Annotated in this window: 14 protein-coding genes; 10 read left to right on the top strand and 4 right to left on the bottom strand. The window is 65.1% G+C overall.

What is annotated here, in order from left to right; all coding sequences use genetic code 11:
• Window positions 1–102: 102 nt before the first annotated feature.
• From hpaD to hpaH, 4 genes are read right to left on the bottom strand one after another with little or no spacing between them, the layout of a single operon-like run.
• A complete protein-coding gene (gene hpaD, locus JJE66_RS25135; RefSeq protein ID WP_200517151.1) occupies window positions 103–1,086 on the bottom strand; it encodes a 3,4-dihydroxyphenylacetate 2,3-dioxygenase in 984 nt (327 codons plus the stop codon).
• 26 nt (window positions 1,087–1,112) lie between these two features.
• The gene (hpaE, locus tag JJE66_RS25130) at window positions 1,113–2,651 is read right to left on the bottom strand and encodes a 5-carboxymethyl-2-hydroxymuconate semialdehyde dehydrogenase (RefSeq protein ID WP_200517150.1); all 1,539 of its coding nucleotides are present in this window, start codon (window positions 2,649–2,651) and stop codon (window positions 1,113–1,115) included.
• Complete coding sequence (locus tag JJE66_RS25125; protein ID WP_200517149.1) at window positions 2,644–3,042, bottom strand: 5-carboxymethyl-2-hydroxymuconate Delta-isomerase; 399 nt, start codon at window positions 3,040–3,042, stop codon at window positions 2,644–2,646. Before JJE66_RS25125 ends, hpaE begins: the two co-directional genes overlap by 8 nt.
• Before the next feature lie 30 nt (window positions 3,043–3,072).
• Window positions 3,073–3,879: a 2-oxo-hept-4-ene-1,7-dioate hydratase gene (gene hpaH / locus JJE66_RS25120; protein WP_200517148.1), complete on the bottom strand. Its 807-nt coding sequence runs from the start codon at window positions 3,877–3,879 to the stop codon at window positions 3,073–3,075.
• A 140-nt stretch (window positions 3,880–4,019) separates the two neighbouring features.
• On the opposite strand from hpaH, the gene hpaR reads away from it, so the two are divergent.
• From hpaR to JJE66_RS25070, 10 genes are all read left to right on the top strand, one after another.
• The gene (gene hpaR / locus JJE66_RS25115) at window positions 4,020–4,538 is read left to right on the top strand and encodes a homoprotocatechuate degradation operon regulator HpaR (RefSeq protein ID WP_200517147.1); all 519 of its coding nucleotides are present in this window, start codon (window positions 4,020–4,022) and stop codon (window positions 4,536–4,538) included.
• Between the two features lie 178 nt (window positions 4,539–4,716).
• The gene (locus JJE66_RS25110) at window positions 4,717–5,493 is read left to right on the top strand and encodes an aldolase/citrate lyase family protein (RefSeq protein WP_200517146.1); all 777 of its coding nucleotides are present in this window, start codon (window positions 4,717–4,719) and stop codon (window positions 5,491–5,493) included.
• 70 nt (window positions 5,494–5,563) lie between these two features.
• Window positions 5,564–7,087, top strand: a complete 1,524-nt coding sequence (locus tag JJE66_RS25105; protein ID WP_200517145.1) for a UxaA family hydrolase — start codon at window positions 5,564–5,566, stop codon at window positions 7,085–7,087.
• A 191-nt stretch (window positions 7,088–7,278) separates the two neighbouring features.
• A complete protein-coding gene (locus JJE66_RS25100) occupies window positions 7,279–10,548 on the top strand; it encodes a DUF2126 domain-containing protein (protein ID WP_200517144.1) in 3,270 nt (1,089 codons plus the stop codon).
• A gap of 27 nt (window positions 10,549–10,575) precedes the next feature.
• The gene (locus JJE66_RS25095) at window positions 10,576–13,101 is read left to right on the top strand and encodes a circularly permuted type 2 ATP-grasp protein (protein ID WP_200517143.1); all 2,526 of its coding nucleotides are present in this window, start codon (window positions 10,576–10,578) and stop codon (window positions 13,099–13,101) included.
• A complete protein-coding gene (locus JJE66_RS25090) occupies window positions 13,098–13,976 on the top strand; it encodes a transglutaminase family protein (protein WP_200517142.1) in 879 nt (292 codons plus the stop codon). Before JJE66_RS25095 ends, JJE66_RS25090 begins: the two co-directional genes overlap by 4 nt.
• A gap of 191 nt (window positions 13,977–14,167) precedes the next feature.
• Window positions 14,168–15,802, top strand: coding sequence for a tetratricopeptide repeat protein (locus JJE66_RS25085; RefSeq protein WP_200517141.1), 1,635 nt, complete (start codon window positions 14,168–14,170; stop codon window positions 15,800–15,802).
• A gap of 314 nt (window positions 15,803–16,116) precedes the next feature.
• A complete protein-coding gene (locus tag JJE66_RS25080; RefSeq protein ID WP_200517140.1) occupies window positions 16,117–16,944 on the top strand; it encodes an HD domain-containing protein in 828 nt (275 codons plus the stop codon).
• 118 nt (window positions 16,945–17,062) lie between these two features.
• Window positions 17,063–17,953, top strand: coding sequence for an alpha/beta fold hydrolase (locus JJE66_RS25075; protein ID WP_200517139.1), 891 nt, complete (start codon window positions 17,063–17,065; stop codon window positions 17,951–17,953).
• An 80-nt stretch (window positions 17,954–18,033) separates the two neighbouring features.
• A complete protein-coding gene (locus JJE66_RS25070; RefSeq protein WP_200517138.1) occupies window positions 18,034–19,557 on the top strand; it encodes an FAD-dependent oxidoreductase in 1,524 nt (507 codons plus the stop codon).
• The last annotated feature ends 63 nt before the right edge of the window (window positions 19,558–19,620 follow it).

The raw sequence follows: 19,620 nt of genomic DNA, 5'->3' as shown, positions 1-19,620 counted from the left end.
TAGGAGTACCGAACTCTGAGTCTTCGCCAAACTCCTCCCTGTGGTTATGGGTCCCGGCCTTCGCCGGGACGACTGGGAGAGAGTCTTTGCCGATCAATCGCATCAGTCCGCCACCAGCACGTCGGCTACAAACTTCGGCTCGCGCACGGTTTGCCCTGAGAAAGGCGAGCCCTGCTCGAACCACGAGCGCGGCGCCGGCGCGCCCCAGAGCGTCTGACGGCGGGGATCGCGCAGCGACCAGCGCAGCGGCTCGTGGTCGTGATCCCCAGTGAAATAATCGCTGGTGTAGAGTTCCAGCCGATGCCCGTCGGGATCCCTGACATAGAGGAAGAACGCGTTCGAGATGCCGTGGCGTCCGGGGCCGCGCTCGATGTTCTTGACGAAGCCGGCCGAGGCCATCACGTCACAGAGATGGATGATGTTCATCGCCGTCGGCGTCCAATAGGCGAAGTGATGCAGGCGAGGGCCTTTGCCGTTGGTGATGGCGAAGTCGTGCACGTTGCCCTTGCGATGCATCCAGGCCGCCGCAATGCGCCCGCTCGGCCCATCCTCCTCGGCATATTCGGTGAGGCGGAAGCCCAGCCGGGCGTAGAACTCGACGGTGTCCTGTACCTCGGCGGCAAAGACGTTGAAATGGTCGAGCCGCTGCGGATGACATCCCTTGTAAAGGTCGAAGCGGCGGAGCAGATGCGGCCGCCGGTCCATCGACGCATAGAGCTCGATCTGGAAGCCGAAGGGATCGCTGAATTGCAGTGTGCGTTCCTGGAACGGCTGGTCGATGAAGGCGTAGCCGAGGCCGTTTTCAGAGAGAAACTTTGCGGCCTTGTCGAGGTCGCCGTCATTGCCGACCCTGAAGCCGAGCCGATTGCAGGCCGGCGCCGCCGCTTTCCGCAGCACCAGCGAGTGATGCTGATGCTCCTCGGCTGCGCGTAAATATACGAATTTGTCGTCGGCGTCTTCGACATGCAGGCCGACTATCGTCTCATAGAACGCGCGGCTCAGCTTCAAATCGGTCACCTCGAGCACGACGTGGCTCGAGCGGATGATGTTGAAGGGCGGCTCGAAGACGTGTTGCGGTACCGGCATTGCGTTTCCCCAGGGAATGACGAGCGTCAGATTCCCAGTTTCTGAATCTTGTGCGTGCCCCGCGCCAGCGAGACGTGCTTGGTTTCCATGTAGAAATCGAACGAGTAATCGCCGCCGTCGCGGCCGATGCCGCTCGCCTTCATGCCGCCGAACGGCGTTGGCAGATGGCGGACGTTTTCCGAGTTCAGCCAGATCATGCCGGCCTCCAGCGCGTCGGCGACGCGCAACGCGCGGCCTATATCGTTGGTCCAGACATAGCCGGTCAGGCCATAGCGGATGTCGTTGGCGATCTCGATCGCCTCGGCCTCGTCGCGGAACGGCAGCACGGTGAGGAAGGGGCCGAACACCTCCTCCTGCGCCACGCGCATCTTGCCGCTCGCGCCGGTCACCAGCGTCGGCTCGACATAGTGGCCGCCGCCCGGGCCGTCATAGGCCTTGCCGCCGACCGCGATCGTCGCGCCGTCCTGGCGCGCGACGTCGAAATAGGAGCAGACCTTTGCGAGATGCCGCTCGTGGATCAACGGCCCGATCTCGGTGGCGGGATCGAGGGGGTGGCCGACCCTCAACGCCTTCACCCGCGCGGTCAGCTTCTCGATGAATGTCTCCGCGATGTTCTGCTGGATCAGCAGGCGGCTCGAGGAGGTGCAACGCTCGCCGTTGAGCGAATAGATCATGAACACGACCGCATCGAGCGCGCGGTCGAGATCGGCGTCGTCGAACACGATCACCGGATTCTTGCCGCCGAGTTCGAAATGCACGCGCTTCAAGGTCGGTGCGCCCTGCACCATGATCGCGGATCCCGTCGCGCTTTCGCCGACGAAGCCGATGGCCTTGATCGCGGGATGCTCGGTCAGCGCCTTGCCGGCCTCTTCGCCAAAGCCGTGCACGGTGTTGAGCACGCCGTCAGGCACGCCGGCTTCCTTGACGAGCCGCGCCAGGATGGCGGCGGTCACCGGCGACCATTCGGCCGGTTTGTGCACGACGGTGCAGCCGGCGGCCAGGGCAGGGGCGATCTTCCAGGTCGAGAGCATGAACGGTGTGTTCCACGGCGTGATCACGCCGACGGGGCCGATCGGCACACGCGTCGAGATATTCCAGTGCTCATCGCTCGGCGTGTTCATGCCGTCACGGGCCTCGGCGCATTTGTCGGCAAAGAAACGAAAATTTTCGGCGGCGCGGATCGCGGCCTTGGCCATGAAGCGATAGGCCTGGCCGGTGTCGATGCATTCGAGCACGGCGATGTCGTCGGCATTGTCCTCGATGGCGTCGGCGACCCGATGCAGCAGCTTCTTCCGCATCGCCGGCCCCATGTCGCGCCAGGACTTGAAGGCGAGCGCAGCGGCGGTCGCGGCGGCGTCGATGTCCTCGGCATTGCCCCGCGCAACGCTCGCAAGCGTCGCTCCGTCGACCGGCGACTTCGTCTCGAAGGTCTCGCCGGAGATCGACGGGACGATCTTGCCGTCGATCATGTGGCCGATGCCGTCCGCTTGCAGCTTCTTCAGCAGCGGCGCGACGCGGTCTCGGTTCGCCCCAAATATATCGGTTTTCGGCGTGGGCTTATCCATGGGCGGTCTCCACTTTCAAGGCGTCGTGGATGTTGTTGCGCTTCCAGCTGGTGTCCCTGTCGTTGATCTGTATGTCGAAGGACAAAGCGAACTTGCTGGCGGCGAAGACGGGATCGAGATGTCGGGAGAGCGCCTGGAAGACATGCTCGCCGGCCTTCTGGCGGGTCGGCAGATCGCGGCCTTCGCCGATGCGCAGCACCATGTCGAGGAAGCCGTAGTCGTGGCGCGCGTCCGCGACCGCATAGTGCTCACAGCGAATGGCGCGGACGCGGATGCCGCCAAGCGGGAAAATGCCGGTCTCGACCGCCGCCTCGCGCACGACCTCGCACACCGCTGCGATGTCGAGCCGCTCATCGAGATTGGCCGAATATTCGATCGTGAAATGCGGCATGGCGGTTTCACTCCCTATATTCTTGTTGGTCTAAGCGAAGTAGCAGCTGACCGAGCCGTAGGCGCCATAATCGGCCTGAATTGTGTCGCCCTTGCGGGTCTCGATCGGACGGATGAAGGAGCCGGCGAGCACGATTTGGCCGGGCTCAAGCGCAAGACCGAGCGGGGCGATCTTGTTGGCAAGCCACGCAACCGCGGTCGCGGGATGATTGAGCACGCCGGCGGCAAGGCCGGTCTCTTCGAGCTGGCCGTTCTTGAAACAGAGTGCGCCGATCCAGCGCAGGTCGGCGTCGAGCGGGCGGATCGGCCGGCCGCCGAGCACGATGCCGGCATTCGCGGCATTGTCGGCGATGGTGTCGAAGATCTTGCGCGTCGTCTTGGTCGTCGGATCGACGCGCTCGATTCGCGTGTCCAGAATCTCCAGCGCCGGCACCACGAAGTCGGTGGCGTTGAGCACGTCGAATAGCGTGCAGTCGGGACCTTCGAGCCGCTTGCTCATGACGAAAGCGAGCTCGGCTTCCACGCGGGTCGCGATGAAGCGCTCAGTCGGGACCAGGCCGCCGTCGGCAAAGAACATGTCGTCGAGCAAAACACCGGAATCCGGCTCGTCGATATTGAGCGCGCTCTGCATCGCCTTCGAGGTCAGGCCGATCTTGTGGCCCCTGACGATGCGCCCCTCGGCGATCTTGACGTCGACCCAGGCCTTCTGAATCGCGTAGGCATCGGCGATGGTGATGTCGGGAAAATCCTGCGAGAGCTGCCGGATCTGCGTGCGGGTCTTCTCCGCCTGGTGCAGACGGTTCGCGCAAGCTCGGATATCGTCGTTAGAAAGCGCCATTTGTGATCTTGCAAATCGTGCTGCCTGGGAAAATACTTAACATGTTAAGTGAATGCGTCAAACACAATTTGGGCTTGCTGCACTGCAACCGATTTGCGGTTTGAAGGGCGACCTTGAAGGGCCGATCTTGAAAGGACGATATGGCGAAGAGACCGGCTGATCCCGCGAACGTAAATGCGCCCGCCGCGCGCCAAGTGCCGATGCGCGACTTCTCGCGCTCGCTGCCGATGTCGCTGCTCAGGGCTCGCGAGGCTGTGATGCGGCAGTTTCGCCCCGCGCTGCGCGTGCATGGGCTGACCGAACAGCAATGGCGCATCCTCCGCGCGCTCGCGTCCATCGAGGCCGCCGAGGTCACGGAACTCGCGCGCACGGCGTTCCTGCTTGGACCAAGCCTGTCGCGCATCCTGCGCGATCTCGAGGCCCGCAACCTGATCGAGCGCAAGACCGCAAAGGCCGATCAGCGCCGCAGCATGGTCTCGATCTCCAGAGAGGGCGTGAAGCTGATGGCCTCCGTCGCGCCGTCGTCGGAGGCGATCTATGCGGAGATCACGCAGCGCTTCGGTGCCCGCAAGCTTGCCGAGTTGCAGGAGATGCTCGGCGAGCTCGAGCAGAGCCTTGCGGGGCTCGGCGCCGGCGACGAGGCAAGTGCCGAGGAGTGAAACCTGATATGCGCGCGAGCGCGGCAACAGCCATGGACATTGCCGCATTTTTTCGCTCAAAGTGCCGCTCAAGCCGAGCCGTCCAAATCGGCACCGGAAAGCAGGATCGCCCTCGTGGCACTCGTCATGGTGACGATGGTCCAAACAACACGGTCCAAACAACAAGAAGGAAGGCAACGTGGCGAACAAGGTCAAGGAAATCTGGAAGTCGGGCAAGGCCGTGGTCAACGCGTGGCTCGCGATTCCCTCCGGCTTCTCGGCCGAGATGATCGCACAATGCGGCTTCGATAGCGTCACCGTTGACATGCAGCATGGCGTGCAGGACTACCTCTCGATGGTGCAGTGCTTCCAGGCCATGGACAAGCACCCGGTGACCCCGATGGTCCGCGTGCCCTGGAACGAACCCGGCATCATCGGCAAGGTCCTCGACGGCGGCGCCTATGGCGTGATCTGCCCGATGGTCAACACGCCGCAGGAAGCCAGGAATCTCGTCTCCTATTCGAAGTATCCGCCGAAGGGCGTCCGCTCCAACGGCCCGATCCGCGCCGGCATGTACGGCACCGCGGGCTCCTACCAGAAGACCGCGAATGACGACATCGTGCTGCTGCCGATGATGGAGACCAAGACCGCGGTCGAGAACATGGAAGCGATCCTCGACGTCGAGGGCCTCAACGGCGTCTATATCGGCCCGTCCGACCTCGGCTTCTCCTACGGCCTCGAGCCGAAGCTCGATCGCACCGAGCCGGAGATCCTCGCGATCTACGACAAGATCATCAAGGAATGCGACAAGCGCGGTCTCTATCCGGGCATCCATTGCAGCGGCGCCGAAGGTGCGGCGCGCGCCATCAACATGGGGTTCAAGCTGGTGACGCTGTCGAACGAGGTCGGCCTGATGACGACCTACGCCAGGATGCAGGTCAACGCGACCCGCAAGGATTCGGCCGGCAAGGCCTGATCTCATCTCTCTTTCACCTCTCCCCGTCAAAACGGGGAAAGGTGAAGTACGAAGACCAAGGAGACCTCCCATGACCATCAGCCCCGTCATCCGCCTGCATCCCGATGATGGCGTGCTGATCGCGCGCGCGAGCCTGCCGCCGGGGACGGTGGTCACTGACGGCGTGACCACGGTCGAGCGCATTCCCTCCGGCCACAAGGTCGCGATCAAGCCGATCGCGGTGGGCGAGCCGGTGATACGCTACGGCCAGATCATCGGCTTTGCGACCATTCCGATCTCGCCGGGTCAGCACGTGCACGTGCAGAACATCGGCATGGGCGATTTCGCCAAGGACTATGCCTATTGCGCCGACGTCAAGCCGACGCCGAATTTCGATCTGCCGGCGACCTTCGAGGGCATCCGTCGCCCCGACGGCCGCGTCGCCACGCGCAACTATATCGGCATCCTCACCTCGGTGAATTGCAGCGCGCATGTCGCAAGCCTCGTCGCCGACGTCTTCAAGAAAAATCCCTTCACCGGCGACAATCCGCTGGCCAAATTCCCCAACGTCGACGGCGTTGTCGCGCTGACCCACAAGACCGGCTGCGGCATGACGCAGAACGAACCACTCGCACTGCTTCGCCGCACGCTCGGCGGCTATGCGCGGCACGTCAATTTCTCCCACGTCATCGTGCTCGGCCTCGGCTGCGAGGTGAATCAGATCGGCGGCCTGATGGAAGAGCAGAAGCTCGCCGGCCGTTTGCGCGCGATGGACATCCAGGAGGTCGGCGGCACCCGCAAGACGGTCGAGGCTGGCATTGCCTTCGTGCGCGAGGCGCTGGCTGACTCCAACAAGGTGAGCCGCGAGTCCGTGCCGGTCAGCGAACTGACCGTGGCCCTGCAATGCGGCGGGTCGGATGGTTATTCCGGCGTATCAGCCAATCCTGCGCTCGGCGCGGCCAGCGACCTCATCGTCCGTCACGGTGGCACCGTGATCCTGTCGGAGACGCCGGAGACCTACGGCGCCGAGCATCTGCTGACGCGCCGCGCGGTGAGCCGCGAGGTCGGCGAGAAGCTCGTCGATCTCATGCGCTGGTGGGACGAATACACCGCGCGCGAGGGCGCCGAGATGAACGCCAACCCGAGCCCCGGCAACAAGGCCGGCGGCCTCACCACCATTCTCGAAAAGTCGCTCGGCGCGATGGCGAAGGCCGGCACGACCAATCTCGTCGACGTCTTGCGCTACGCCGAACCCGTGACCAAGCGCGGCTTCGTGTTCATGGACACGCCCGGCTACGATCCGGTCGCGGCGACCGGGCAGGTCGCCGGCGGTGCCAACCTGGTCTGCTTCACCACGGGCCGCGGCAGCGTGTTCGGCTGCAAGCCCGCGCCCTCGATCAAGCTCGCGACCAACACGCCCATGTACAAGCGCATGGAAGACGATATGGACGTCAATTGCGGCACCATCCTCGAAGGCGAAGAGAGCGTTCAGGAGTGCGGCCAGCGCATCTTCGATCTCATCCTCAAGACCGCTTCCGGCCAGCCGACCAAGAGCGAAAGCTTCGATTTCGGCGGCGCCGAGTTCGCGCCCTGGGTGCTCGGCGCAACGATGTAACGTGACCTCGTAGCCCGGATGGAGCGAAGCGAAATCCGGGACGATTCAATCCGCGGATGAAAACCCCGGATTACGCTGCGCTCCATCCGGGCTACGGGGATACTTCCTAGGCACGGTCTGCCCGTTGTTAGTGCTTGATCGCACTGGCGTCAGGTGTTCTGCTCAAAAAAGCTGCTGGAGCACCACACCCCGTGTCGATCTACGTCGCATTAAACCACGTTACGCATTACAAATACGACCGCCCGATCGATCTGGGACCGCAGACCATCCGCTTGCGGCCGGCGCCGCATACGCGCACGCCGATCCTGAGCTATTCGCTCAAGGTCACGCCGGCCAATCATTTCGTGAACTGGCAGCAGGATCCGCAAGGAAACTGGCTCGCCCGCTACGTCTTCCCCGAGAAGACCACCGAGCTGAAATTCGAGGTCGATTTCACGGCGCAGATGACCGTGGTCAACCCGTTCGACTTCTTCGTCGAGCCCTATGCGGACAGCTTTCCATTCGAATACACAAAAGACCTGAAGACGGAGCTCGCGCCTTACCTCGAGACCATCAAGCCTGATCCTCACTTCGCAAAATATCTCGCCTCGATCCCGCGCGAGGCCCCGAACACCGTCAACTTCCTGGTCGATCTGAACAGGGAGCTGCAACAGAAGATCAGCTACATCATCCGGATGGAGCCGGGTGTGCAGACCCCGGAGGAGACGCTCACGTCCTGCGCCGGCTCGTGCCGCGACTCCGCCTGGCTTCTCATCCAGACCTTCCGTCATCTCGGGCTCGCCGCCCGTTTCGTCTCTGGCTATCTCATTCAGATCCGTCCCGACATCGATCCGATCGAGGGACCACCGGAAGTCGAGAACGACTTCACCGATCTGCACGCATGGGCCGAGGTCTATCTGCCGGGTGCGGGCTGGATCGGTTTCGATGCGACCTCCGGCATGCTTGCGGGCGAGGGGCACATCCCCGTTGCCGCCACGCCGCATTATCGCTCGGCGGCGCCGATCTCCGGTGGCGCTGCCTTTGCCGAGGTCGAGTTCGCCTTCGATATGAGCGTCCGGCGCATCCGCGAGGCGCCGCGCATCACAAAGCCGTTCTCCGACGAATCCTGGGCGCGGCTCAACGATCTCGGCGAGCAGGTCGACGGTGATCTTGCGGCCCAGGACGTGCGGCTCACCATGGGCGGCGAGCCGACCTTTGTGTCCGTGGATGATCTCGAGGCGGGGGAGTGGAATACGGAGGCCGTCGGCCCGACCAAGCGCGCGCTCGGTGACGATCTGATCCGCCGCCTGCGCACGCGCTTCGCGCCGGGCGGCCTGCTGCATTACGGCCAGGGCAAATGGTATCCGGGTGAGAGCCTGCCGCGCTGGGCCTTCGGTCTGTACTGGCGCAAGGACGGCGTACCGATCTGGAAGAACGCGGATCGCATCGCCAAGATCGAGAATCCGAAGCGCGCCCAGACCGAGGACGCCGAGGATTTCATGGAAGGCACGGCGGCACGGCTCGGGCTCGATCCCGGCTACATCGTTCCGGCCTATGAGGACACCGTCTACTGGCTCCAGAAGGAGGCCGAGCTTCCGATCAACGTCGATCCATTCGACTCCAAATTGTCCGATCCCGAGGCGCGCGCGCGCATGGCGCGGGTGTTCAATCAGGGCCTCCGCGCGCCACGCGGCTTCGTGCTGCCGGTGCAGCGCTGGAACGCGCCGCCGCGCTGGCGCAGCGAGCGCTGGAAACTCCGGCGTGATCATTTGTTCCTGATGCCCGGGGATTCGCCGCTGGGTTTGCGCCTGCCGCTCGAATCGCTCGGCTATGTCCCGCCCGATCAATATCCTTACATCATCGAGCGCGATCCGATGGAGGCGCGCGACAAGCTGCCGGTGTTCAGCCTCCCGGCGCGCCCGGAATCGCCGCCGCGGGTCGCGCCCGAGCAGCTCAACACGTCCGTCCCCGTCCGCACCGCCCTGTCGATCGAGGTCCGCGACGGCGTGATCTGCGCCTTCATGCCGCCGGTCGAGCGCATCGAGGATTATCTCGAAATGGTCGCGGCGCTCGAAGCCACGGCCGAGGAGATGAAGCTCCAGGTCCATGTCGAGGGTTATCCGCCACCGTTCGATCCGCGGATCGAGGTCATCAAGGTGACGCCCGATCCTGGTGTCATCGAGGTCAACGTTCAGCCGGCAAAGAACTGGCGCGAGGCGGTCGATATCACCGTCGGGCTCTATGAGGATGCCGGCAAGATACGCCTCGGCGCCAACCGCTTCCTGGTCGACGGCCGCCACACCGGCACCGGCGGCGGCAATCACGTCGTCGTCGGCGGTTCCAGCCCGCAGGATTCGCCGTTCCTGCGCCGGCCGGATCTGTTGAAGAGCCTGGTGCTGTACTGGCAGCGGCATCCCTCGCTGTCCTATTTCTTCTCTGGTCTGTTCATCGGCCCGACCAGCCAGGCGCCGCGCATCGACGAGGCCCGCCACGACAGCATCTACGAGCTCGAGATCGCGCTCTCGCACGTGCCGCCGCCGGGCTATCAGACGCCGCTGTGGCTGGTGGACCGGCTGTTCCGGCATCTCCTCGTCGACATCACCGGCAACACCCACCGCGCCGAGATCTGCATCGACAAGCTCTATTCGCCGGACGGTCCGACCGGCCGGCTCGGCCTCGTCGAATTCCGCGCGCTTGAGATGCCGCCGGATCCGCGCATGTCGCTGGCGCAGCAGCTGCTGATCCGCGCGCTGATCGCAAAATTCTGGCGCGAGCCGCAGGCCGGCAAGTTCGTGCGCTGGGGCACGGCGCTGCATGATCGCTTCATGCTGCCGCATTTCATCTGGGAAGATTTCCAGGACGTGCTCTCCGAGCTCAAGAGCTCAGGCTATCCGTTCGAGCCGGAATGGTATCTGGCCCAGCTCGAGTTCCGCTTCCCGGCCTTCGGCCGCGTCCATCATGGCGGCGTGACGCTGGAATTGCGCCAGGCGCTGGAGCCCTGGCACGTGCTCGGCGAGGAGGGCTCGGCCGGCGGCACCGTGCGCTATGTCGACTCGTCGGTCGAACGGCTCCAGGTCAAGGCAGACGGCTTTGTCGAAGGCCGCCACATCGTCACCTGCAACGGCCGCCGCCTGCCGATGACCTCGACCGGACGCTCGGCGGAAGCCGTGGCCGGCGTCCGTTTCAAGGCCTGGCAGCCGGCCTCCGGCCTGCATCCGACCATTCCGGTCCATGCGCCGCTGACCTTTGATCTGATCGACACCTGGAACGGCCGCTCGCTCGGCGGCTGCGTCTATCACGTCGCCCATCCGGGTGGCCGGAGCTACGACACCAAGCCCGTCAACACCTACGAGGCCGAGGCGCGGCGGCTGGCGCGCTTCCAGGACCACGGCCATACGCCGGGGCCGATGCAGCCGCCGCCCGAGGAACGCACAAATGAATTTCCGCTGACCCTCGACTTGCGGACACCGCTCCTGCAATGAGTATGATGGTGGGGCAGGGAGAGGCGCATGGGCGAGGGCGCAGCCGAACAGGACGACAAAGCGGCTAAGGCGCAAGGTCAGCGCGAAGGCCAGCGCCGCCTCGCGCAATGGGTCCGCGACTATCGTCGCCTGCCCGGCATCCCTGACGAATTCCTGAAGGCGGACGGTACCCCGCGCGCGGTCTGGAGCCGCTTCTTTGATGCCTTCGGCGCGCTCGCGCCCGACGATGTCGAGCGGCGCTTCGGCATGGCCGACCGCCATCTGCGCGAGGCCGGCGTCACTTACCGCGCGCCCGGCGACAGCGCCGACCGGCCGTGGTCGCTCAGCCATTTGCCGCTGCTGATCGACGAGGCCGACTGGAAGCAGCTTTCCGCCGGCATCACCCAGCGCGCCGAGCTGCTCGAGCTCGTGCTGAGCGACATCTATGGCGAGGGGCGGCTGGTCGCGGAAGGCGCGCTGCCCGCGGGCGCGATCGCCGGCAGCCCCGAATATCTCCGCCCCGTCTGTGGCGTGCCGCCGCCGGGCGGCCGCTATCTCTCGCTCTATGCCGCCGACGTCGGCCGCGGGCCCGACGGCCGCTGGTGGGTGCTCGGCGACCGCACGCAGGCGCCGTCCGGGGCGGGCTACGCGCTGGAGAACCGCCTCGTTCTCTCGCGCGCCTTCTCCGATCTCTACAAGTCGATGAACGTGCCGCGCGTCGCGCCGTTCTTCGAAGCGTTCCGCGACAGCCTTCGCGCCCGCGCCGACCGCGACGAGCCGCGGATCGGCGTGCTCACGCCCGGCAGTTTCAGCGAAACCTATTTCGAGCACGCGACGCTGGCGCGCTATCTCGGCTTCCTGCTGGTCGAGGGCGACGATCTCGCCGTCAGCGACAACCGCATCCACATCCGCACCGTCGCCGGGCTGAAGCGCCTGGACGTGCTGTTGCGCCGCGTCGATTCCAATTCGCTCGATCCGCTCGAGCTCGATGCCTCGTCGCATCTCGGCGTGCCCGGTCTGATCGACGTGCTGCGCAAGGACGGTGTCGTCGTCGCCAACATGCCGGGCTCCGGTGTCCTGGAGGCGCGCGCGCTGCTCGGTTTCCTGCCGGCGCTCAGCCGTCGCCTGCTCGGCGAAGAGCTGAAGATGCCGCATATCGCGACCTGGTGGTGCGGCCAGCGCTCGGCGCGCGACGAGGTGATCTCGCGGCTCGACGAGGTCGCGATCGAAGGGGCCTACAAGCGTGGTGTTCCCGGCTTCGACAGCAACGGACCTGTGCTGGCGAGCGAGCTCGACTCGGCCGGACGCAAGCGCCTGATCGATGCCATCAGCGCGCGCGGCATGGATTATGTCGGCCAGGAGGTGGTGCGTCTTTCCACCATGCCGGTGTGGGAGCGGGGGCAGATCACGCCCCGTCCATTCGTGCTGCGCGTGTTCGCTGCCGCGACGCCGGAAGGATGGGCCATCATGCCGGGCGGCTTCTGCCGGATCGCCGAGCAGGCGGACGCGCGCGCGGTGTCGATGGGGGACGGCGCCCGTGCGGCCGACGTCTGGGTGGTCTCTGAGAAAAAGGTCTCGACCGCGTCGCTGCTGCCGGCGACTGACAAGGTGCGGATCCGCCGCATCGCCGGCGTGCTGCCGAGCCGCGCTGCCGACAATCTGTTCTGGCTCGGCCGTTATCTCGAGCGCGCCGAAGCAACGCTGCGGCTGGTCCGTGCGCTGGGCTCGCCGAGCGGGCCCAACAAGGGCACCGCGGCGTCGCTGCAATCGGCCGAACGGATCCAGCGCCTGCTGGTGACCTGGGGGGCGATCTCGCAGACCTCGCGCGCGGCACCGGGGCGCATCGTCGCCGAAGCGTTGCAGAGCCCGGAGCGTCCCGGCTCGGCCCTGTCGCTGGTGCGCGCGGCGCAGCGCACGGCGACCTCCTTGCGTGAGCGGCTGTCGCCCGATGCCTGGCAGGTCATCACCGAGATGGCCGACCGGCTCTCTTACGAGGTCGAGGGCGATGACGGCGTGCTGAGCGCGGCCGAGCTGACCTTGCAGGAGCTCGCGAGCTTCGCCGGGCTGGCGCAGGAGAACATGAATCGCGCCGCCGGCTGGCGCTTCCTCGATATCGGCCGCCGCGCCGAGCGCGCCATCAACACCGCACGTTTCGCGCGACAGTTCGCCTATGACGAGGCCGGCGACGAGGACCTCGATATCCTGCTGACGCTGGTGGATTCCCAGATCACCTATCGCTCCCGCTATCTGCTGGCGCCGATCCTGGCGCCGGTCCGCGACCTCGCGGTGCTCGACAGCTTCAATCCGCGTTCGGTGGCATTCCAGGTGGCGACCCTGAACGAGCATATCGCAGCCCTGCCAAGTCTGAAGGAGCATGGCCTGATCGAGCAGCCGCAGCGGCTTGCGGTCGCGGTGCAGTCCATGCTGGCCACCGCGGAGGCCGAGAAGCTCGAAGTCAAGACCCTGTTCGCGCTGGAGCAGGATCTGCTCAGTCTCGCCGAGGCGATCGGGCTGCATTACTTCCCGCACGGCCCGAATGCGAGCCGGCCGGAAAAGCTGACGGGGCTGGCGTGATCTACGACATCCGGCACGTCACGACTTACGAATACGAGACCCCGGTCAGCTTCGCCCGCTGCACGCTGCGGCTCGAGCCGAAGGACGGCAAAGGTCAGGAGCTGATCTCGCACAAGGTCGAGATTCGTCCGCGCCCGTCCGAGCGCCACGTTCGCCGCGACTTCTTCGGCACGCTGACCGAGAGCATCGCGATCGAGGTGGCGCATCGCAATTTGCGCATCGATGCGCGCTCGCGCGTCTCCGTGTCACGCAAGCCACCGGCGCGCGATGCCGCGAGCCCGTCCTGGGAGAGCATCCGCGACATCGCGTTCGAAGCGACGAGCCTCGGGCCATCCTCGCCGGTCGGCTATGTCTTTGCGAGCCCTTTGGTGCCGGTTCTGCGTCCCGTCAGCGCCTATGCGGCTTCGAGCTTTGCGCCCGACACCGGCATCCTCGCCGGTGCGGTCGATCTCATGCACCGCATCCGCACCGAGTTTCGTTACGACCCCAAGGCCACGGTGATCTCGACGCCGCTCAACGAGGTCTTCGACAAGCGCCACGGCGTCTGCCAGGACTTCGCCCATGTGATGATTGCGGGGCTGCGCGGGCTCGGCCTGCCTGCGGCCTATGTCAGCGGCTATCTGCGCACCATTCCGCCGGCGGGCCAGCCACGGTTGCAAGGTGCGGACGCCACGCATGCCTGGGTATCGCTGTGGTGCGGCGAGAAGCTTGGCTGGATCGATTTCGATCCGACCAACGATCTGCTGGTCGCCAACGATCACATCGTCTTGGCGGTCGGTCGCGACTTCTCCGATGTGTCCCCCGTGGACGGCATCATCGTCGGCTCGCCAAAGCAGAAGCTCGGTGTGGCGGTCGACGTGCTGCTGGTGGAATGACCGTAGTTTCACCGATCCTGCTGTGGGATAAATGCGTCCAGGGCATGAAATTTGTTTCGGCGTGTTTCCTGGATGTGGCGAGCCGGCGTTCATTAATGCGCTGTTAACGCTACGCCGCGACATATTGGCTCAACATCATTGCTGACGCCGACGCTGCGGGTCGCCTCGGCGAGGCTCCCGGCGGAGATTCCATGATCGCGACTTCGATGGCCCTCGCGCGGCCTGCCACCGGCACGCCGAGCATTTCCGATATGCTGCGCACCGGGCGCGAGCACTATCGGCGCGGCGAGATCAGGCCTGCGATCGCAGTGTTTCAGGCCGGGCTCGCGCTGGCGGCCACGGTGTCGATCGGCGTGGCCGTCGATGGCGTTGCCGATCTGCATGCCGCGCTCGCCAATGCCTTCATGCTCTGCGACGACATCGGCTCCGCGGCCGAGAACTACAAGGCGGCCTTGCGCATCGCGCCGCATCTCGTCGCCTGCTGGTGCAATCTCGGCATCGTTCATCAGCGCCGCGGCCAGACACAGGACGCGATTTCGCTTTACCTGGAGGCGCTCCGGCGCAATCCGGGCCATCGGCCCTCGCGCACCAACCTGGTCCAGGCGCTGGTCGCGACCAGGCAGTTCGCGATCGCAAGGACCCTGCTGCTCGAATTGCTGGCGGAGGCGCCCGAGGACGCCGAGCTGCGCAGCCAGCTTGGCAAGGTTTGCTTCGAGCTTGGCGACACCCGCGAGGCGGTTGCGCAGTTCGAGCGCGCCGTGGCGCTCGCGCCCGGGCAGGCCGAAAATTTCTACTGGGTCGGGGCGATCCGTCAAGCGCGCGGCGAGCTGGAGGCGGCGCAGGCCGCCTACGCCCATGCCGCACAGGTGCATCCGATCCTGCGCAGGCCGGCCACCAAATCGCCGCCGGCGTTTCGCACCCTGGCCCTGTTTGCGCCCTTCGTCGGCAACACGCCGGTCGAATTCCTCTTCAAGGACTGCGCCTACCAGACCAGCATCCTGTCGCTGTTGCCAGGCAGCCAGCCGGATATCGCCCTGCTCGCGCGCGAGGCTGATATCGTCGTCAACCTCGTCTCCGACGCCGACCAGGGTGCGGAAGTGCTTCCTCTCACGCTCGCCATCGCACGAAGCCTCGGCAAGCCGGTCGTCAACGATCCCGCAAAGATCCAGAACACCACGCGTGACGCCACGGCCCGGGCACTCGCCGACGTCGAAGGCTGCCGCGTGCCGCGTACGGTCCGCATTGCGGCCGGTGAGGGGCTTCCCGACGGCCTCGACCTGATCTTTCCGCTGCTGGCGCGCCAGGCCGGGATGCATGGCGGCGACGCTTTCGAGAAGCTCGACGATGTCGCGGCGCTGACCGCGTTCCTCGCGGCGCATGCGGACCATGACCGTTATGTGATCGACTATATCGACTATCGCTCCACCGACGGTTTCTTCCGCAAGTACCGGTTCTTGTTCGTCGGCGAAGACATTCTGCCCTATCACCTGGCGATCGCAGATGATTGGAAGCTGCATCGCGATGCGACTGAGATGGGGCGTCATCTCTGGATGCAGGAGGAAGAGGAGCGCTTCCTGCGCGCGCCCGAGCAGGTCTTCGGCTACGCCCAATACGAGGCGTTGCGAGTCATTCGCGATCGTATCGGTCTCGACTATTTCGGCATCGATTGCGCCGTCGACCGCAACGGCCATCTCGTCGTGTTCGAGGTCAACGCCTCCATGCTGGTACATGATCAGAATCCGGAATTTCCTTACAAGGACCCGTACATCCACCGGATCAAGGTCGCGTTCGACGGGATGCTCGCGCACCTCGCGCGCGGGAATTGACGCCGCCGTTCGCAGGGCAATGTAGACGCCGACCCCACCGCGGTGCACGGACACCGCCGGCAGTTCTTCCTCACGAAACGATGTGTGACGATCGGCCATTGGCCGGGCTGGCGAGCCCTTGCATGCCCCGCCCTGGGTGCGTCGAACTGTGACCGCAACCGTGATGCTGCGCGGCGGTACGATATCATATTTACGTATTTTTGTTCCGGGATTTGGTCAGTCGCCCCAGATTGAGCTATGCTGAGCCTGTGTCGAGGCGAGTGTGAGGCGTCAGGAGCTAGCGTGGGACACCACCGACGGACGGGGCTGCATCCATGATGACGTTACCGCGACTGGCGGCTGAGACCCTGGAGAAGATGCTGGGCTCGTTCATGCGCCGCAGGTACGACGAATCCTCCGCCAGGGTGCTGGAGGGCTCGACCCGCACCGCGATGGAATGTATCGGCAACAGCGACGCGCTGTACCACAACATCGAACATACGATGCTGGTGACACTGGCCGCTCAGGCGATCCTGACGGGACGTAATCTCCACTCCCATCTTGCGGCGGAGGATTATCTCCATATCCTGATCGCCTGCCTTGCCCACGATATCGGCTATGTCCGCGGTCTGTTTCCTGAGGATGACGAAGACGGCTTCATCATCGATGAAGCTGGGACCAAGGTGTCGCTTCCGCGAGGCGCCTCGGATGCCAGCCTGATGATGTATCACGTCGATCGCTCGAAGCTCTTTGTGCGGCGGCGGTTGCCGCCGATCGGCGGTATCGACTCTGAGCGCGTCGCCCGGGCAATCGAGGGCACCCGCTTCCCGGCCCGCGAGGGACAGGAGTATGACGACGAAGCCTCGATCCTGCGCGCCGCCGACTTCATCGGGCAGCTCGGCGACCCTAACTATCTGCGCAAGGCCAACGCGCTCTACTACGAGTTCGAGGAGGTCGGCATGAACCGCCAACTCGGCTATGACTCGCCAGCCGACATCGTCCACCGCTATCCACAATTCTATTGGAACAGCGTCGCACCGCACATCCAGACCGAGATCGGCTATCTCAACAAGACCGAGATCGGCCGGCAGTGGATCGCCAATCTCTACAGCAACGTCTTTCGCGCCGAACGCGAGATCTCGCTGTCGGGGCCGCAGAAATAGCGGCACGCGCTTGTAGCCTGGATGAAGCGCAGCGAAATCCGGGATTCGCGGATGCTGGCGTCCCCGGATTGCGCTGCGCTCCATCCGGGCTACGGCCTTCCAATTCCGTGAGCAAATCATGCAACAAAAAACTATCACCACGGACGTCCTCGACATCGCTTATCTCGAAGTCGGCGCATCGGATGGCTGGCCCTGCATCATGAGTCACGGCTTCCCCTATGACGTGAACGCCTATGCCGAGACCGCGCCGCTGCTCGCGCAGGCGGGCGCGCGGGTGCTGGTACCCTGGCTACGCGGTTACGGGCCGACGCGGTTCCGCTTCCCCGGGACGCTACGCTCCGGCGAGCAGGCGGCGCTGGGCGCCGATCTGCTGGCCTTCATGGACGCGCTCGGCATCGCGCGTGCGGTGGTCGGCGGCTACGATTGGGGCGGCCGCGCGGCCTGCGTGGTGTCGGTGCTGTATCCCGAGCGCGTGATCGGGCTCGTCTCCGGCAATTCCTACAACATCCAGAACATCGCGCGCGCGATGGAGCCGGCCTCGCCGCCGGAGGAAGCCGCGCTCTGGTACCAATATCTCTTCCACAACGAGCGCGGCCGCCGCGCACTGGAGCGCAACCGGCGCGGTTTTGCCCGCCAGCTCTGGGCGATGTGGTCGCCGAAATGGCAATTCGACGACGCCACCTTCGAGAAGAGCGCGGTGTCTTTCGACAATCCTGATTTCGTCGAAGTCGTGATCCATTCCTATCGCCACCGCTATGCGCTGGTCGAAGGCGATCCCGCCTATGCGGAAATCGAGATGAAGCTTGCCCAACAGCCGCCGGTCCGCGTCCCCACGATTGCAATCGACGGCGACAGCGACGGCGTCAATCCCGGCACCGCGCATCACGCGCGCAAGTTCGAGGGCTTTTTCGAGCGGCGCGTCTTCGCTGGCGCCGGCCACAATCTTCCGCAGGAGCGGCCGGCCGAATGGGCCCAGGCCGTGCTCGACGTCCGGAAAGCGGCGTCCTGATTTTCGCGATCGCAGGAACTTTTCGCTGCGAGCGCCGTCCAGATCCTGAGCTGCGTGTTGGGCATGCTAGGGAGATGGCCATGACCGAGGACAAGAAGCCGAGCGGGCCCGACCTGACCAAGGGCGTGGCGCTCGCCGAGTTCAAGGATTCCAAGTTGCTCGGTCATGTCGGCGAGGAGGACGTCTTGCTGGTGCAGGCCGGCAGCGAGATCTTCGCGATCGAGCCGTCGTGCAGCCATTACCACGGCCCGCTCGCCGAAGGACTGGTGGTCGGCGACACCATCCGCTGCCCCTGGCATCACGCCTGCTTCTCCTTGCGCACGGGCGAGGCCGCCCGACCGCCTGCGCTGAACGCGCTGGCGGTGTGGGACGTGACGCGCGATCAGGACAAGATCATTGTCCACCGCAAGCGCGAGGCACCGAAGCCGTCAGCAGCTCATCGCAGTGCCCCGACACCGGAAAAATTCGTCATTGTCGGCGGCGGTGCGGCTGGCTTCGCTGCGGCGGAGACGCTTCGCCGCGAGGGATTTGCCGGCGCCATCACCATGCTCAGCAATGACGGCGCGATGCCGGTCGATCGGCCCAATCTCTCCAAGGACTATCTCGCCGGCAACGCGCCGGAAGACTGGCTGCCGCTGCGGGATGAGGACCATTACCAGGACGCCGGCATCGATCTCCGGCTCAACACGAATGTGTCAGCCATCGAGCCCAAGGCGCGCAACGTCACGCTGGGCAATGGCGACAAGCTCCCGTTCGACCGCCTGCTGCTCGCAACCGGCGCGGAGCCGGTAAAGCTCCAGATCCCCGGCGCCGACCAGCCGCATGTCCACACCTTGCGCTCGGTCGCCGACAGCCGTGCCATCATCAAGGCCGCGGGCAGCGCCAGGCGCGCGCTGGTGATCGGCGCGAGCTTCATCGGCCTCGAGGTCGCGGCGTCGCTTCGCGCGCGCAAGCTCGAAGTGCATGTGGTCACGCCCGAGGAGCGGCCGATGCAGCGCGTGCTCGGGCCCGAGATGGGCGACTTCGTTCGCGCGCTGCATGAGGAGAACGGCGTCAATTTTCATCTCGAGGACACCGTGGAGAAGCTCGACGGCACGCGCGCGACGCTGAAGAGCGGCAGCGTGATCGAGGCCGACCTGGTCGTGGTCGGCATCGGCGTCAAGCCGCGCCTCGCCCTCGCCGAGCACGCAGGGCTTGCGGCCGATCGCGGCGTCAGCGTCAGCGAATATCTCGAAACCAGCGTCGCCGGAATCTTCGCGGCCGGCGATATCGCCCGCTGGCCCGATCCGCACTCGCGGCATACCATCCGTGTCGAGCATTGGGTGGTGGCGGAGCGTCAGGGTCAGACCGCGGCACGCAACATGATGGGCCGGCGCGAGCGCTTCGACGCCGTGCCGTTCTTCTGGAGCCAGCATTACGACGTGCCGATCAATTATGTCGGCCACGCCGAGGGCTTCGACGACATCGCGATCGACGGCAGCATCAAAGGCAAGGACTGCCTGCTCAGATATCGCAAGGCCGGCCGTGTGCTCGCAGTTGCCTCAATTTATCGCGACCTCGACAATCTCAAGGCCGAGCTCGAGATGGAGCGTTCGCGCGCTTGATTTGGGTCAAAGTTCGCGATCTCCGGAGCTGCTCTGCTGGCTGTCGTCCCGGCGCCATGCTAT

The sequence above is a fragment of the Bradyrhizobium diazoefficiens genome (genome assembly GCF_016612535.1).
In the GTDB taxonomy this organism is placed as follows: domain Bacteria; phylum Pseudomonadota; class Alphaproteobacteria; order Rhizobiales; family Xanthobacteraceae; genus Bradyrhizobium; species Bradyrhizobium diazoefficiens_C.
This window is presented reverse-complemented; position numbering and strand designations above follow the sequence as displayed.

Coding starts and splice junctions, on each gene's coding strand:
- hpaD (WP_200517151.1), bottom strand. CDS start 1,086: ATGCCGGTACCGCAACACGTCTTCGAGCCGCCCTTCAACATCATCCGC.
- hpaE (WP_200517150.1), bottom strand. CDS start 2,651: ATGGATAAGCCCACGCCGAAAACCGATATATTTGGGGCGAACCGAGAC.
- JJE66_RS25125 (WP_200517149.1), bottom strand. CDS start 3,042: ATGCCGCATTTCACGATCGAATATTCGGCCAATCTCGATGAGCGGCTC.
- hpaH (WP_200517148.1), bottom strand. CDS start 3,879: ATGGCGCTTTCTAACGACGATATCCGAGCTTGCGCGAACCGTCTGCAC.
- hpaR (WP_200517147.1), top strand. CDS start 4,020: ATGGCGAAGAGACCGGCTGATCCCGCGAACGTAAATGCGCCCGCCGCG.
- JJE66_RS25105 (WP_200517145.1), top strand. CDS start 5,564: ATGACCATCAGCCCCGTCATCCGCCTGCATCCCGATGATGGCGTGCTG.
- JJE66_RS25095 (WP_200517143.1), top strand. CDS start 10,576: ATGGGCGAGGGCGCAGCCGAACAGGACGACAAAGCGGCTAAGGCGCAA.
- JJE66_RS25085 (WP_200517141.1), top strand. CDS start 14,168: ATGATCGCGACTTCGATGGCCCTCGCGCGGCCTGCCACCGGCACGCCG.
- JJE66_RS25080 (WP_200517140.1), top strand. CDS start 16,117: ATGATGACGTTACCGCGACTGGCGGCTGAGACCCTGGAGAAGATGCTG.
- JJE66_RS25075 (WP_200517139.1), top strand. CDS start 17,063: ATGCAACAAAAAACTATCACCACGGACGTCCTCGACATCGCTTATCTC.
- JJE66_RS25070 (WP_200517138.1), top strand. CDS start 18,034: ATGACCGAGGACAAGAAGCCGAGCGGGCCCGACCTGACCAAGGGCGTG.